Source organism: Agrobacterium larrymoorei (genome assembly GCF_037722385.1).
Classification (GTDB): Bacteria; Pseudomonadota; Alphaproteobacteria; order Rhizobiales; family Rhizobiaceae; genus Agrobacterium; species Agrobacterium larrymoorei_C.
In genome coordinates, this window is sequence record NZ_JBBKAQ010000001.1 from 995,925 (window position 1) to 1,011,665 (window position 15,741).

Sequence of the window (15,741 nt, forward strand, 5' to 3'; positions counted from 1 at the left end):
TACAAAATCCGCACCGCTGCAGATCGAATAAAGGGAGGCGTTGCATGACATCAACATTCATCGAAACCTCCCCACATGGAATGATCCGACACTAGGTCGTTCCATTTCGCGTCCCGCATAAGGGCACGCCGCAAGCGGCTTCAATAAGCCTTTTTCAAAATCACCGATCTGCCGGGACAATTTCACCCCCCGTTCCGGCTTCGTCTTTCAACTTTCTATTATGGAGCCGGCTTCATGTGATGGCCGGACTGTTTCAATGGCTCGAAAAAAGCTCGACTTCCGCGCCGATGCTTATCGCAACGTGCTCGGCTTCGTATTTCGTCAATGGACGCACCGGCCTGGCCTGGTCGGCGGCATCATCCTGCTGGTGGTTGCCAGCACGCTGGCAGAGGTTCTCGTTCCGGTCTTCTCCGGACGGATCGTCGATGCCATTGCCGGTGGCAATGCGGCAGATGGCGCTCTTCGCGCCTTCGTCATCGTCGTGACTCTCGGTTTCACCAGCGTCCTGCTACGTTGGTTCATATTCAATGGCATCATCCGGCTGACGCTGCGCATCATGGTCGATGTGGCCAATAGCGGCTTTCACAAGGTGCAGCGTTTTTCCACGGACTGGCATGCCAACAGCTTCGCCGGCTCGACGGTGCGCAAGATCACCCGTGGCATGTGGGCGCTCGATTCATTAAACGATGTGCTGCTCATCGCACTGCTTCCATCGATCGTCATGCTTGTCGGCGCCAGCATCGTGTTGGGCAGCTACTGGCCGGTCATGGGTCTTATCGTGGCGATGGGTTCGCTGATCTACATCGGGGTCACAGTGCTGCTCTCGATGGGCTACGTGTCGCCTGCCGCGAAGCTCGCCAATGCCTGGGATACCAAACTCGGCGGGGCACTCGCCGATGCCATCAGTTGCAACTCCGTGGTCAAAGCCTTCGGCGCAGAAGGTCGTGAGGAAACGCGGCTGAGCCATGTTTTGGCCAGGTGGGATAGCCGTACCCGCCGAACATGGCGGCGCGGCACCATCAACGGCACCATCCAGGGCTTCATGATGGTCTCGATGCAGGCGGGCATCCTCGGCACGGGCCTCATCATGTGGCAGCGCGGGTTGGCGTCAGCAGGCGACATCACCTTCGTGCTGGCGATGTTCTTCGTCCTGCAGGGATACCTGCGTTCGGTCGGGCAGGACATTCGAAACCTGCAGCGTGCGGTCAACGATATGGAAGAACTGGTCTTGCTCGACAAGACACCGCTTGGCATTGAGGACAGGCCAGGCGCAAAACCGATCGCGATCGGCAATGGCGAGATTATCTTCGATCACGTCACCTTCCAATATGGTGCCCATCCCACCCCGCTCTATGACAAGTTTTCCGTCACGATCAAACCTGGCGAACGGGTGGGCCTGGTCGGCCATTCCGGCTCGGGAAAGACGACCTTCGTCAAGCTCATCCAGCGGCTCTACGACGTCAACTCCGGCGCAATCCGGATTGACGGGCAGGATATCGCTGAGGTGACGCAGGCAAGCCTGCGCGGCCAGATTGCCATCGTTCAACAAGAACCGATCCTGTTTCACCGGACGCTGGCCGAAAACATCGCCTATGGCAGACCAAACGCATGGCGGCGCGAGATCATGAACGCTGCCAAACAGGCAAGCGCACATGACTTCATCATGAGCCTTCCAAAGGGCTACGAGACGATGGTTGGCGAGCGCGGTGTCAAACTTTCAGGCGGAGAACGCCAGCGCGTCGCCATCGCTCGCGCCTTCCTGGCCGATGCACCCGTGTTGATCCTGGACGAAGCAACATCCAGCCTCGACAGCGAGAGCGAAATGCAGATCCAGCAGGCAATGGAGCGGCTTATGGAGGGCCGTACAACGCTCGTCATCGCCCACCGCCTGTCCACGGTCCGCGCCCTCGACCGTCTTCTCGTGTTCGACAAGGGCAAGATCGTCGAGGAAGGCAACCACACGTCGCTCGTCCGTCTGAAGAACGGCATCTACCGCCGCCTCTTCGAGCGGCAAGCGCTGGAGCTTACAAAGGGGCTGGCGGTGTAAGGTGACTTTGCAGCGGGGCTCCATTAGCAGCCCCCGCTGCGTCCGATCGCTTGCGCCGCCCGCCAGCACTTGTAGTCGTTCAATGACTGCTTTTTCGGTAGTCCTGCAGGTGGTCTACCAGGGCTCTGAGCTTTGGCGCCATATTCCGGCGGCTTGGGTAATAGAGATAGAAACCCGCAAAGCGCGGACAAAACTCTTCCAGCACCGGCATAAGTTCTCCACGTGCTATTGCAGGCTTGAAGCTTTCCTCCATTCCAAAACTGATCCCTGCGCCTGCAACCGCCAGTTTGATCATCAGTCCCATGTCCGTCGTTGTAATGGTGTCTGCCACAGACACGGAAAACTCCCGGCCATCCTCCGCAAATTCCCATCTGTAGGGCGCCACATGAGCCGACATCTGCCAGCCGATGCAGCGGCGAGTTGCGAGTTCCCTCGGATGCGACGGCACCCCAAACTTTTGGAGGTAGGCTGGCGAGGCGACAGCGATTTGCCGCTGTTCGGCCGAAACCGGCACGGCGATCATATCCTGAGCGATGACCTCGCCTAATCTGACACCGGCATCGTAGCCATGCTCGACGATGTCAAACTCATCATCCGTGACAGTCACATGAAGTTTGACGTCAGGATTGGCGTCGAGAAAGGATGCAAGCAGAGGACCTGAGAGAAAGCTTTCGGCAATCGACGATACCGCAAGCGTCAGCCTCCCCTGCGGATGCTCTTTGAGGTTGGACGCCGCCTCCCACGCTGCTTGCATTTCCATCAAAGCCGGTTGTGCATCGGCATAAAGCCGCTCGCCTGCTTCCGTCAAAGCCACACTGCGGGTCGTTCTGCTGACGAGAGCGATACCAAGCGTTTCTTCAAGCTTTCGGATGGTCTGGCTCACGGCAGAACGCGTCACCCCCATGCGATCCGCAGCGGCCCTGAAGCTCCTCTCCTGTGCAACCAGCGCGAAGATCGCGAGAGCTTTGAAATCCGATTGCATTGGTTAGCTCCGCTTAACTCTGAGGAAACTTATAAGTAGCTTATCACGACAATTCGTTGAGCGTATCTTTTGTTCATCGACACGAAAGAAAGCAACAGGAGAAAGTCATGGAAAAAGTTGTTCTCATTACCGGCGCATCCAGTGGCATCGGTGTCGGCATTGCTCGCGCCTTGACGCAGGCCGGACATATTGTCGTACTTGGAGCAAGACGTACCGATCGCCTGGAGGCCGTAGCAGACGACCTTCGCTCAACTGGCGGGAAGGTCAGGACGTATGAACTCGACGTTACGGACCGTGGAAGCGTTGCTGCCTTCGTTGACGCGGCTCAAAGAGAATTTGGCCGCGTCGATGTCATCGTCAATAACGCCGGCGTTATGCCGCTCTCGCTGATGTCGTCGCTTAAAGTCGATGAATGGGAACGGATGATTGATGTCAACATCAAGGGTGTTCTCTATGGAATCGCGTCTGTACTTCCACATATGAACAAGCGCGGTTCCGGTCACATCATCAATATCGCTTCGGTCGGTGCCCTCCAGGTCGTACCGACGGCTGCAGTTTATTGTGCCACAAAATATGCCGTGCGGGCGATTTCTGACGGCCTTCGCCAGGAGAATGACAAGCTTCGCGTCACCTGCATTCATCCGGGTGTGGTGGAAAGCGATCTTGCAAGCACAATCACCGATCCTGTCGCGGCAGAAGCGATGGAAACGTATCGCGCAATCGCTCTTACCCCTGACGCGATAGGCCGTGCGGTCCGTTTTGCCGTCGAGCAGCCCGACGATGTGGACGTCAACGAGATTGTCGTGCGCCCCGTACGCACCACAATCTGATGAACTCCTACCTTACTTCGCGCAAGAGTTTCCAAGGGGCCATCGCGATCGCTCTCTTGCTCCTTGTCGTCCAATTGCCGCCGATCCGGGCGGCAGAACATCAGAAGGCAGAAACGATGAGACAATCGGATACCGGAAAGACAAAGACGCAAGACAATCCTTTTGTCGGCATGTGGGTCACCGCCGATGGGTCGGTCCGTCACGAGCTTTTGGCGAACGGCCGCTACGACGAAGCCCGTGGCAATCGCCAGAGCGCTTATCGGGGTCGATACGAAGTCCACGGCATTCACATAGACTACTGGGACGACACCGGCTTCACTGCCGATGGCACCTTCGTCGACCGCGACACACTGCATCACGGCGGCATGATCCTGTTTCGGCAGCGAGCAAATTGAGAGCAGACACCGCAATGTCTTGGAGGATGGCCCAGCCGGGCCGTCCATCTCCAGCCGCTCCTCTTGTCCGCAAGCGTACAGTTACTCTCTGAAATTTGCGTTTCGAAACAAGGAGCGTACAATCAGGTCACTATCGCCAGACTGTAGTTATTACGTAGGCGGCGATAGCTGGGGGTTCATACGTGCTCTTGCCTGCTAAACAGGAGTTGACACGTGACCAACGTCGACCCGAACTACTTTCGAAAAGATTCAATTAGAGCTGTTGTAACCGAAATCGCGAAGCGGTTCACGCCCGTAGACGCTGCGCGTAAGCTCATCGTCGAGCGTACCTTGCTGATCATCATGGATAAACCCGAACTAGACCTGGGCGACCCCGTAAGAGAGCTTCTGCCCGTTATTCGTCAGGTCGCTCTCGATCACTTCCACGTTGGCGCCGAGAGCCCGATGAAGGAATCTCATCGCTGATCGGCTTTAGGAATAAGGCTTTCGTGATCTTGCGAAGCTCTTCCACGTCGCCATTCAGATTGAAGCCGTCTGGTACGAAATCTTCCGTCTCCGTGGAGATTGCCGCAAACACGAACGGGATTTTCAGCGTCTCTAGTTTGCGAGCAATTCTAACAATATCCTGATCGACAACAGTCACGTCGATGATGACAGCGTCAGGTCGATGCCGCGAAACGCCACGAATGACGCCCGTCGCGCTGATAACCGGCCCAATAATGCTCGCGCCTGACAGAGCGAGTTGCCTCTTCGAGGCGTCGCACATCCTGTCGTGCACATCCATGATCATTATTTTTTTATTCAACAGGTAGAATAGATCATTGACGTGCATGCCGTCCTCTTCTGTCCGCCAACAGACCATTAGAGGTTGCTTGCGTATGTTGTAGCCCAACATACTTGCAGAGAACGGGTTCCCAGCCGTCTGTCACTTGCGGCATCGGCGTTTTCTCAAGCAGAGACGATGCTCCGACTTGAAATCCAGCGCTATCCTCCCATTTCTCTGTAGCGGGGTTTATCGGTGTAGGAGATCACTATGGCAGCACGAGCTTGGAATGCAGGTGGTTTTGACGCGAACGCCGCTCGCGACACCCACAACTTGGAACAGCGCCTTCAAAAAATGCGACGGCTGTCCGGCATGTCACGCCTTATGGATACGGCAGTCGGCATCCCCGGCACGCGCTTCCGCTTTGGCGCCGACTCAGTGCTCGGTCTTGTTCCGATCCTTGGCGACGGCGCTGGCGCGCTGGTCGGTCTCTACATCGTCAATGAGGCACGCCGCCTCGGCCTCCCGCGCGAGAAAATTGCGAAGATGATTGGCAACGTGGCGATGGATACCGTCGTCGGCAGCGTCCCGCTCTTTGGCGACCTCTTCGACGTCTACTTCAAATCGCATCGCCGCAACGTCCAGATTATTCTCGACCATTTCGGTGTGCAGCCGGAAGAGTTGCAGCGCAAACGGTGATTGCTCGGAGGGCTACTACAGCTTGTGTTGGCGAAGTAAAACTTAGCGATGTTTGTTAACATCCGAAAAGTGGGTGTAATGGGTGACCATCATTCTCCTTGATCGCGAGTCTAAGCTCTTTCGATTATGTGAACTAGAGCCAGGAGAGCGCTTCCCTAAGACAATCCGGCCTAAACAAGGATTATAATCGCAATCGAAAAAATCTGCACCTTAAGCACAAGCTCCATTCGGAGCGACTGGCTCGCATCAGATGCGTGTGTCATTCTAATTCCTGCTTGATCTTCTAAGTCCTCGTCATGGGACTCGCGAATTATGTGACGACTTTCGCTCCCGAGCCCGGCCTAATCGCCATATTTCGACTGCAGGCAAGTCTCCCTGTAAGATAGTTTGAATGACAACACCCTCTACCATTTATCTTGGTAGAATTTCCATAACTGCTAACTTTGTCACCTGGTGATGCTTTAAGCGCCCTGCCAACAACACTCAGTTGCGGTAGCCCAAACTTTGATTACTATGAGTTCCGATACGGGTTGGGGGAAGTTCTGTGCGTAAAGTTACACTGATCGGGTGCTGCGTCTTTATTCTGCATAGCTTGGTGGCGGGCACCGCAAGCGGTGCACCTAATGCTAGCGCTGGTAGCAAGATCGGAACGAACTTGAATTTGGTGCAGCGGGTGGCCCTTCCCACTCCAAACGCGACAATGATCTGGCTGGTGGTATCAAGTCGTCCCACTTTCGACCAAGCCACTGCCGTCGCTCAATCTTTCGCCTCGACCCTAGGACCAACATTAATTACCCAAACGCGTAATGGCTCATTCGCGATCGTAACTGGGACCTTGTTTAAGGAAAAAGCCAAACCAAATTTGCAGACTCTTAAAGACCTGAAGCTCATTCCGCAGGATGCGTTCCTAAGCACTGGCGAGGGTTTCGGACCCATTTTGTTCCACAACTATAGTGCGGGAACATCAACTGATCTGATGACGCAAACAACTCTGATTGCCTCTGTGAGGCGTTTACAGATCGCACTAACCCGACTAAAACTTTATTCCGGCTCGACAGATGGCCTTATTGGGCCGGGAACAGTGAGAGCCTTTGGAGCCTACTCCGTCGCATTCGGGGCGCCTCCAGGCGATTTCCTGGATGAATACGCACTTAACGTCATCGAACAAAATGCGCAGGATGGTTTTCGTTCAGTTACTGAGCGCAACTTGGCCCAAAGTATGGGCTTCCAAGACGGAGAAACCTATGCCCAAGCGGTTAAAGGAGGATTTACCTCGCCTCAGTTGATGCTTGAGGCAAAACAACGCGGGTTTCAAACGAGCCAAGAATTCGAGGCTGCTTCAAAAGCTGGATTTGAAACGGCTGCGGAGTATGTCAGAGCGAAAGCTGGCGGCTTCGAGATCGCAGACGAATTTCGAGCCGCCTCCCGATTTAGTTTCGAAACACGGACCGAATATGTAGCCTTTCGGTCTTCAGGATTTGCTGATAAAGGCAGTTTCCAGAAAGCCCAGGAGCGGGGCTTCGCAGATAAGACTTCTTACGACCAAGCGATCGCAGCAGATTTAAAGGCTGCTCGTTTACAGGCCGGTATACTGCTGGATGATGCCCAAGTTTTCATTCGGCTTAACCCGCAGATACCAAACCTGATTCAAATTGCAGATAGAGCGTCTATTCTCGGCGTCACGTTGCCGACGGGCAACACGTCCAATCTTGAAACGGCCTCAGCTCAACTCAGGGAGCTTTTAGTTCCCTTGACGGGCTACAACGAATTCGTTGTGGCGAGGGAGAAGGAACGGGCTGACGATCGCCAAAAGCAAATTGTAGCTCTTCAAAAAGAACTTGAGGCAACCCGGGCTTCTCTGACTAAGTGGGTTGCTGCGAATATATCCTCCCCCAAATTACCGCAAGTTGTCCAGGAACTGAAATCGTCCGCCGACGCTGTTGTGTCGAATGATATTGATAGTCTCGAAAACGCCAGGCAGTCCCTCGCGATATTAATTTCCAACAACGATCTGGCAAGCGTACTAGGTGGAGATAAAAACACTGGTGAAGGAGGTGCTGAAGTTGATCAAACAAACTCGGATGCGCCTTTCGCAGTTACGCCAGCAAACGCGGTCCTTTTGAGCGGTGGAGGGACCGACGTCGTTTCGTTTTTTAACGCATCTCCTGATGCCCCATCGCTCGTGCGGACATTGAACGGGAGCCTTTCTTTTTCCAAGCAATTTGCAGCGGTATGCTTGCTCGGCCTTGACGAAACACCGTCGCTCAAACGAGGCCTGCGAGGTATTTTGGCACCGCTGGGAGCAATCGCTGTCAAAGTTACCTCCTGTAATAGTCGGAGCCCTAAGCGAGTAGACATTGTCATTATAAAGAGAAAAGCTTTCCTTGAAGCCACGCCCAGTTTTGCAGTCGCTTTCCTAGACGCGCTTGAGGCAAAAAACCTTCGGGTATTTGACGCGATGGACTATGCGAAGCTTGAAAAGCAAGAACAGGAGGAGACTTCGCTGGTCACTGCAGTCGCTTCCGGCGTTGAGGCGGGCTCCCGAAGCGGATATGGTGCTTTTGAAATCGCGTCCGAGAAGGGCAGCCTTTGCGTGGCCGTTCCAGAAGCGGTGGATGTTCATGAAGAAATTCTGAAGAGGGTAACCGCATTTGTCGAAGTCACGAAGCCATTGCCGCTTGTGAGCGACAAGACTTTGGAGCAACTCTATCCCATGATCCTGCGCGACGAGTGCCGCGTGGTTTACGGAAAATCCGGCGCCTTACAGCAACTAACGCAAGCTTTAAAACGGGATGAAAAAGCGACTACTTTCCTGCCGATTTGGATTGAGGCTGACGAGGTCACAAGATCAGCAGCCAAACTAGCGGAAAGCAAACTTGCAATGCTGAAGCAACAAGAGGCTCAGAGAGTCGCGGCTCAGGAAGCGGAGAGATTGTCCGCTTTGCGTAAAAAGGAAGAGGAGTTCCGTATAGAGGCAGTGGAGGCGGAGCTTCAAAAAACCAACGGACCTGCTGCTAACGCGCGGCTTATGAAATTTACGGACTTTATGAAAGCGTCTCTCATATCAAACACCCCATCGACAACCGCTCCGTCCGCTTATCGTGACTTCACGGATTGGCTGAATCAAGAAAAAAAAGACGGCTGGGAGCTTGGAGATGTCGACACTTCTATTAGTGATTTCGGAAACGTGAGTTGGAAGAATCGCAACCTTGACGCACTGGTGACCCGCGTTGAGTTGAAACTCAAGAGCCGCGAACGTGGTGAATATAGAACCGAATGCATTTTATTCGGTATCGTGCTTGATGATGAGTTTGAAATGGAGCGGGATCCAGCATACGCAGTGTGCGCAGACGAAGATAGCAAAATTAACGCATGGAAGTCCGGGCACAGTTTCGAAAGTCGTTGGAGAGTGGAGCACGCGGTTGTCGCGGCACCATAATGCCGCGGCGTTGGAGCTGGATCGTAAATATCACAAGTCAAATCATTTGAGATTCAGTAGTTGCATGCGCTTGATCGGCCCTCAGTCATTATAATCGACGCCAGCACATTCACTTCCGTTTTACGATCCGCCGAAGCATAGAGCCCTTCCGCGATTTGCGCGGTATAAGCTCGATGTCGCTGACAAGCTTTGCGCCGCCTTCACGACGTTCCAGTGTGATCTTGCGACTGTGGAAGGCTTCCAATTCGGCACGATGCGCAACGCTGATGATCGTCGCGTCCGGTAGCTCATCGATGACGGTCTGCATCATCTTGTCCTGGCTTTTCTCGTCCAGCGCTGCCGTCGCCTCATCCATGACGATGATATCAGGAGCGTTAAGCAGCAGGCGGGCGAAGGTCAGGCGTTGCTTTTCACCGCCGGACAACGTCTGGTCCCAGGGCGCGTCGTCTTCAATCTTGTCCTTGAGCTGGCCGAGGCCGACCTTGTCGAGGGCAGCGCCGATCTCTTCGGCCGTCCAGCTTTCCGCAGGCTGCGGATAGGACACCGCGCGGCGGAGCGTCCCGGCTGGGATATATGGTCTTTGCGGCAGCATGAACAACTGGCTGCCGGCGCGGAAATTCACGCTGCCGCCGCCCCATGGCCAGAGACCGGAAATCGCACGAACAAGCGTGCTTTTGCCGGAGCCGGATTCACCTGACACCAGTACTCGCTCACCCGCACCGATCTCCACATCCGTCTCTTTGACGACCGCGGTGCCATCGCCGAGCGACACAGACACATCTTTGAGACCGAGCATGGTCTCGCCTTCGGTTTCACCACGCACGATGCGGCCGACAGTCTCGCTTCTCTCAGCCCGCTCGAGGCCATCGAGCGACATCATCAGAGACGCCACGCGTCGAGCGCAAGCATTCCAGTCCGCCAGACGCGGATAGTTGTCGACAAGCCAACCGAAAGCGGACTGGACGATCGTAAAAGCAGACGCTGCCTGCATGACCTCGCCGAGTGACATGCTGCCATCAAGAAACTTCGGCGCACAGAGAAGGAGCGGCACAACAGGTGCAATCAACACGGAACCGTTGGAGACGATCGTCGTGCGCATATATTGCTGCGCCATGAGCCGCCATTGCCCGCGGACATTACCGAACCTTTTATCGAGATCGCTGCGCTCCTCCTCTTCCCCACCCAGCAGCGCGATGCTTTCGCCATTCTCTCTGACGCGCGTCAGCGTGTAGCGATATTCCGCTTCGACCTGGTTCTTCACCTCGGACACCTTGACAAAGTTTCGGGCAATGAAGGCGATGGCCGTGGAGGTGATCGTCGCGTAGATAATGGCCGCTATGACCAGGAAGCCCGGAATGGTGACCCATACGCCAGCAATCTTGAGCGTCAGGGCGCCTCCGATCGTCCACAAAACAACGATGAAGGTTGAGGCGGATACGAAGGCCGCGATCACGCCGGAAACGAAGTCGACGGGTGCTTCGGTAGCGATACGCATATCCTCCGAGAGCCTCGCCTCGGGGTTCTTGTGATCGCCATCGATCAGGTTGAGCTGGTAGTATCGACCATTGGCGATCCATCTGCCAACCAAAACTTTGGTCAGCCACGCGCGCCAGCGCCGCTGAATGCGCATTCTGACATAGACCTGAGACGTGACGATGAAGACGCTGCCTAGAACCAAGAACGGAAATATCGACGCAAGTGAATAGACGGTCGAAGCATCTCTCTTTTCGATCGCGTCGAAAATTCCGCGGTTCCAGACATTGACCCCATACTGGATGGCGACATTGATGCCGATCATGGCCAGAAGGCCCAGCGTGAACACCCATGCCAGCTTATCACCGCGACGGCTCCAGAAGCCTCGCGCGCTGATCCAGAAGCGCTTGAGCAAATATCTTCTGCGCGCCTCTTCAGCCTCTTCGGGGGTCAAGCCAGCAGCAGGCTCTGCCTCCTTCGGGGGAAGCTCCTCAGCATTGTCCTGATCATCTTGAGGGGCTGCGGCTTGGGGAGCAGCTTTGTCGGCAACAGCAACCGGTTTTGGTTCGACTTCATCATTTTTCATGGGCGCTGAACGACCCATGACAGGAAAGGTTTCACGCCATCGTGAGGCCACACAGTTATTTTGCAACACTGTAACGTGTGACGCACGAGATATGAGATTTTGAAGATTAGGTGGACGCGCCAGGGTTTTGGCGCGCGTCAGATTACCCGTACAAACTGTTCCACCGAGCCTGCAACGGTAAGTGCCAAAATCACGACGAACGGATACTCGAAGCGTTTGCTTGAATCTCGGACAGCGTCAGGCGAGTTCACAACCAATCCTTCGAAAACGAGGCGATTGGACGAACCACAGTCAAGCGCGTCCTCATGGCAATATTATCGCTACACCGATAAAACCGCCGCTTTCGAAGCTTCCTTACAAGCCTTTACGCCACCTCAAGATGTGAGGCGTCTAACCCCGGTGCCATATGCGATTGCGAAGACATCGAACGCGAGTGGGAAGCATTGAGCTGTCGAGCCACGATGTCATGGTTGAGCCAGAGGACCGGACCCGATGGCTCGGACGTTTCGCCAAAAATCAACTGACCAGTCGCCTTGACGACAAGCCCACTCAGGTGATCGCTCATCATCACCTTGCTATCGCGATGCATCCGGGTGATCTCATTGGATGTGCCTATCGTCAAGTCGGCCTGTGCTTGACTGTTCGGCATGGGCCATGCGGAAAAATCATAAAACGGCCGCATGACGTCACTCGCCTGCATCTCGCTGATCTTCTGGAAAACATCATCCATTGTCACGCCGTCATCCAGAAGCTGCTCGCAGGCATGCCACTGTTCCTCAGCCCATGTCCCGCCATTCTCTTTCTTCAGCGCCAGCAGGAGCGGTATCAATGGTAGCTCGATGCCGGTAAACACATCGGACGAGTTCGTACGAATCTCAGGGCAGTTATAGACGGTGGCTTTGATCCCGCTGGCCCAGGCTTCCTGCGCAATGCCTTCGAGCCGCATTTTTGCATAACCCTGAGTGTAGTTGGTGTAGGTCTGCCAACGATAGCTGCCGTCGATCAGAACTGCCGATCCGTGATAACCGTAAGCGGTGTATCGAACCTGGCCTCCCGACGCCTCCACCCGTTCGCGAATCGCCGCGCTGAAATCGATGAGATGGCGGAACGTGTTTGCAGAGACCTCGTCAAAATTCTGCAGGATGAGTTTTCCCAGGTCGCTGTCGATCAGTCTCTGAGACGACATGTGACGAGGCCCAGTCCCCTTGTAGATGCGATTAGCAACGACGAGAAATACCTTCGCCTTCGGAATACCGCCCGCCATCGTATGAGCGAAGAAGACGTTGCGACCGTCAGCAATCATTCCGTCCAGAACGGTCATGACCTTTGAAAGAGCATCGGTGAAGCGCGCGGTGCCAACATCACGGCACTGGCCGATGTAATCCCAATCGAGCTTGTCGTGTTCCCAGCTCTCAAGCGTCATTCCGGCCAGAAGGTCGGTCGGTGTCTGGCCGCCCACAGGCGCATCCAGATCGAAGCCGGCCATCAAAGGAATGTTGATGATCTTGCCGCCCAACTGCGCTTCAGCCACAGACAATTCTTCGGCGTTGAGGGACCGCAGTGCGCCATTCTCGTCGCGTCGGCCTACCGTGATCCCGACAATCTCCATTCCAGCCCGCTTGGCTTCATCAAGCAAGCCGGTCGCATATCCTCGACCAAACAGTTCGCCGAAGAGAACAAAAACGTCGCCCTTGCGGAAGACGGTGTTATCGGAAAGACGATTGAGTGCGACCGGAGTTTCCATACTATCAGCTCTTTACTTCATGAATCGTCGGGCTTCGGCCCATACGAACTTTGATAAAGACATGCCTGCGATGAGGATAAATGGAAACTCATTTTCGGTGACCGTTTATTTCAAAACGTGAAGTCGCCTTGGTTTGGTCCGGCACGACATCAAGAAACGGATGATTAGTAGTGAAAGCCTGAGGCCGAAACCCTCGGGTTGGAGCCGTCGCATTCAGAGTCCTTCTTGCTTTGGGGCGATCTGTGGCGCCGCGCCGAAACGTTTTTCTGAGCTCGCTCCATCCTGCGACGCACGATATCTTCTTGATGCAGGACGCAGCGAATTTCGCCGAGTATTTCCGCCTGGCGAACCGCTTTATCTGCGAGCAGCCTCGCGATTTCCTCTGGCGTCGTATCAGCAGAAAATTGATCCGAAGTTTCGTTTTCTACGATGTCTCGGAGGATATTCATGAGCACGAGGTTCTTCTCGTGCAACTGCATGACCATTTCCTTCACTTTCGAACTCTGAGACATGATCGTCATTCCTGTTCAAATCATCTTCCTCCTGCTAACGGAGCAAAGCCAGAAATGGTCCCACGCAACATTAGAAATCACTCTTTTGGTCAGCCTCACGCAAGGCTCGAGCCAGCACTTGCATTACTCAGTTTGTCACCAGAATTCAGCTGCCAGCCGCTAAATGGAAGTCTTGCAACTGCTACGCGGCAAAGCTCAATCGACCCCATATGTAGAAATCAGGGTATTCACGCCCGAAAGCGGTCGAAGGCGGTGAGACGTTTGATCGGTGGATCCACGTCCGCATATCTGTAGATTTCGGCCCTGAGGTAGCCGATCTCCTCATCGAGAGCCTCTTCGCCCACCTCGATCCACCAGCATTTGGGGCGCCCATCGGTTCCGTCTGACCAACGGTAGCCGCGCGTCTTCAAATGATCCTTCATGTCGAAGGGGCTGTTCTCGGCAAAAATCCGCACGCGCGACTTCTGGCTCGCCTCATAGAGCTCGGCAAAAGCCGTGGAAGCCGATCCCTCCCCCTCCTGGGCCAAGACCTCCAAAAGTGCGAAGCAATCGTCGACTGCACGATGTCCGTCGTGAAAATAGCCCGCTTGCCCAAGCAGATATCCGAGCTTTGTGCCCTCGTATCCGCGCGATGCCCAATCGATCTCGGAGTGAGAGCAGGCCCATGCCTTGCCAGAGAAAATCGCCGAAAATGTCTCGCAGAAGGGCCGGTCGAAGCTGGCATTGTGAGCAATCAGCAGGTCGGCGGGCTCGATCAAAGCCTCAAGTTCCGCGCGATCTATCGCCTGCCCCGTCACCATGTCGTCCGTGATACCGGTGAGCTTGGTAATCTCCGCAGGGATTGGGTCGCATGGCTGTCGCAGCCCGCCATAGATGCCTGTCACATCGCCGATACGCCCCTTGCCGTCAAAGGTGAATGCAACGACCCCAATCTCGATGATTTCATGTTTTCGCGCATTAAGACCAGTGGTCTCTGTATCGAGGATAACACCGCGGAGCGGGTATTCAGGCGAAGGCACAGCCGTGATCGCGCGGGGCTTCAGTTTCTTCAGGATGCGGTAACGACCGGTCTCGGACAAACACTGGACCATTTCCTCTTCAGTCAGGGATACCGCTGACCGATCCGACTTGCTGGATTTTGAAAGCCGCTGCGAAGCTGGCTTGGCGCGCGGATTCTGATCCGGAAACATGTCGAACTGTTCTGTCATGTCTGTATCGAAGACCCACGGTGATTTTCTCTCCTCAGAACACAGTGAGATCGGCAGATCAACCGCGTCGGTAAAACAGTCACCGCTATTCAGACGATGAGCGGGTCAATGGCGCCCACTTGTCTGAGGCGGAGCAATAATTGGAAGACGTATTCAGCACGGGAAAATCGAACCCGAAGCCGCCACCTTGCATCCAGGTCTTTCTCAAGAACGTTAGAGCAACATCATAGGCCGTAAGGACCACTTCGTGACGACAATTGCCTTCCGGAGTTGCCCAAGCGATCCTCCACGTCCATATAGTGCCAATGACGCATGATTCGAAAATTTTCGTAGGCCTCCGGTCCGCTCGCAAACGCTCGCCTTCGGCAAGCCAACCCACGGGCCCGAAGTGCCAGTGGGACGGTTGTGACAAGACCGGCACGCACCGCGCACCTGTGGGCGCAGGCGCCGAAGGACTATACCTCCTCTTCTGTCTTGAGCATGTGACAGCCTATAATAAGGGGTACAGTTTTACGGCGGCACCATCCAGCCCCGACGTCGCTCGCTATCAGAAGGAGGCGACTGAAGGTGCCCGTCCGACTTACGGGACGCGGGTAAAAGAGGCGACTGAAGCTCCGCTCCCATCGTCTGCTCGTTCGGGTTCGGCCAAGACACTGAATGCCCGCAAATCCGCTAGACAGGGACAGCCGACGACAGGTGGTCACCAGAGAAAGCTGAAGACACTCGAAGCCAAAGCCTTCGATACTCTGGGCCTCGCTCCCGAAGCGACACCTGAGCAAATCAAGAGCCGCTATAAAGAGCGGCTCAAAATGCACCATCCCGACGCAAATGACGGAGATCGTAATTCTGAGGATGCGCTTCGAGCGACGATCGAGGCCTTTCGTATTCTGAAGCTGAACGGCTTTTGCTGAGGCTGATCGCCAGGATAGAGAATAGCGCTTTTGGAGGGCAGCATGCTCTCTCAAGCCGAGTTCGCCGCATCGAGAAATTGTTCTGCGACGGATATCCGGCCTGACGGAGACGAAGCCACTGCTCATTCTATTTTGCGACAGCAGCCTGTCTT

12 protein-coding genes are annotated in these 15,741 nt (G+C 55.0%); 7 read left to right on the forward strand and 5 right to left on the reverse strand.

Annotated features, from left to right (window positions below; translation table 11 throughout):
* The first annotated feature begins 256 nt into the window (after positions 1-256).
* Positions 257-2,047: an ABC transporter ATP-binding protein gene (locus tag WKI41_RS04385; RefSeq protein ID WP_340192269.1), complete on the forward strand. Its 1,791-nt coding sequence runs from the start codon at positions 257-259 to the stop codon at positions 2,045-2,047.
* A 79-nt stretch (positions 2,048-2,126) separates the two neighbouring features.
* On the opposite strand, the gene WKI41_RS04390 is transcribed toward WKI41_RS04385, so the two are convergent.
* Positions 2,127-3,029 carry a LysR family transcriptional regulator gene (locus tag WKI41_RS04390; protein ID WP_340192270.1) on the reverse strand — a complete coding sequence of 301 codons (903 nt, stop codon included), beginning with the start codon at positions 3,027-3,029 and terminating at the stop codon, positions 2,127-2,129.
* Positions 3,030-3,136: 107 nt separating this feature from the next.
* Here WKI41_RS04390 and WKI41_RS04395 point away from each other — a divergent pair, with 107 nt between their 5' ends.
* The 5 genes from WKI41_RS04395 to WKI41_RS04415 all read left to right on the forward strand — a co-directional run bounded on the left by WKI41_RS04395 (position 3,137) and on the right by WKI41_RS04415 (position 9,155).
* Complete coding sequence (locus tag WKI41_RS04395; RefSeq protein ID WP_340192271.1) at positions 3,137-3,859, forward strand: SDR family oxidoreductase; 723 nt, start codon at positions 3,137-3,139, stop codon at positions 3,857-3,859.
* 116 nt (positions 3,860-3,975) lie between these two features.
* Positions 3,976-4,254 carry an Atu4866 domain-containing protein gene (locus WKI41_RS04400; RefSeq protein ID WP_340192272.1) on the forward strand — a complete coding sequence of 93 codons (279 nt, stop codon included), beginning with the start codon at positions 3,976-3,978 and terminating at the stop codon, positions 4,252-4,254.
* A 213-nt stretch (positions 4,255-4,467) separates the two neighbouring features.
* Complete coding sequence (locus tag WKI41_RS04405; RefSeq protein ID WP_340192273.1) at positions 4,468-4,719, forward strand: hypothetical protein; 252 nt, start codon at positions 4,468-4,470, stop codon at positions 4,717-4,719.
* A gap of 568 nt (positions 4,720-5,287) precedes the next feature.
* Positions 5,288-5,716, forward strand: coding sequence for a DUF4112 domain-containing protein (locus WKI41_RS04410; RefSeq protein ID WP_340192274.1), 429 nt, complete (start codon positions 5,288-5,290; stop codon positions 5,714-5,716).
* A 544-nt stretch (positions 5,717-6,260) separates the two neighbouring features.
* Positions 6,261-9,155: a hypothetical protein gene (locus WKI41_RS04415; protein WP_340192275.1), complete on the forward strand. Its 2,895-nt coding sequence runs from the start codon at positions 6,261-6,263 to the stop codon at positions 9,153-9,155.
* A gap of 109 nt (positions 9,156-9,264) precedes the next feature.
* On the opposite strand, the gene WKI41_RS04420 is transcribed toward WKI41_RS04415, so the two are convergent.
* The 4 genes from WKI41_RS04420 to WKI41_RS04435 all read right to left on the reverse strand — a co-directional run bounded on the left by WKI41_RS04420 (position 9,265) and on the right by WKI41_RS04435 (position 14,678).
* The gene (locus tag WKI41_RS04420; protein WP_340192276.1) at positions 9,265-11,214 is read right to left on the reverse strand and encodes an ABC transporter ATP-binding protein/permease; all 1,950 of its coding nucleotides are present in this window, start codon (positions 11,212-11,214) and stop codon (positions 9,265-9,267) included.
* 364 nt (positions 11,215-11,578) lie between these two features.
* On the reverse strand, positions 11,579-12,958 hold the full coding sequence (locus tag WKI41_RS04425; protein ID WP_340192277.1) for an enoyl ACP reductase FabMG family protein: 1,380 nt from the start codon (positions 12,956-12,958) through the stop codon (positions 11,579-11,581).
* A gap of 164 nt (positions 12,959-13,122) precedes the next feature.
* Positions 13,123-13,437: a hypothetical protein gene (locus WKI41_RS04430; protein WP_340192278.1), complete on the reverse strand. Its 315-nt coding sequence runs from the start codon at positions 13,435-13,437 to the stop codon at positions 13,123-13,125.
* A 260-nt stretch (positions 13,438-13,697) separates the two neighbouring features.
* Positions 13,698-14,678, reverse strand: a complete 981-nt coding sequence (locus tag WKI41_RS04435; protein ID WP_340192279.1) for a 3'-5' exonuclease — start codon at positions 14,676-14,678, stop codon at positions 13,698-13,700.
* A 305-nt stretch (positions 14,679-14,983) separates the two neighbouring features.
* On the opposite strand from WKI41_RS04435, the gene WKI41_RS04440 reads away from it, so the two are divergent.
* Positions 14,984-15,589, forward strand: a complete 606-nt coding sequence (locus WKI41_RS04440) for a J domain-containing protein (RefSeq protein WP_340192280.1) — start codon at positions 14,984-14,986, stop codon at positions 15,587-15,589.
* Positions 15,590-15,741: the final 152 nt, after the last annotated feature.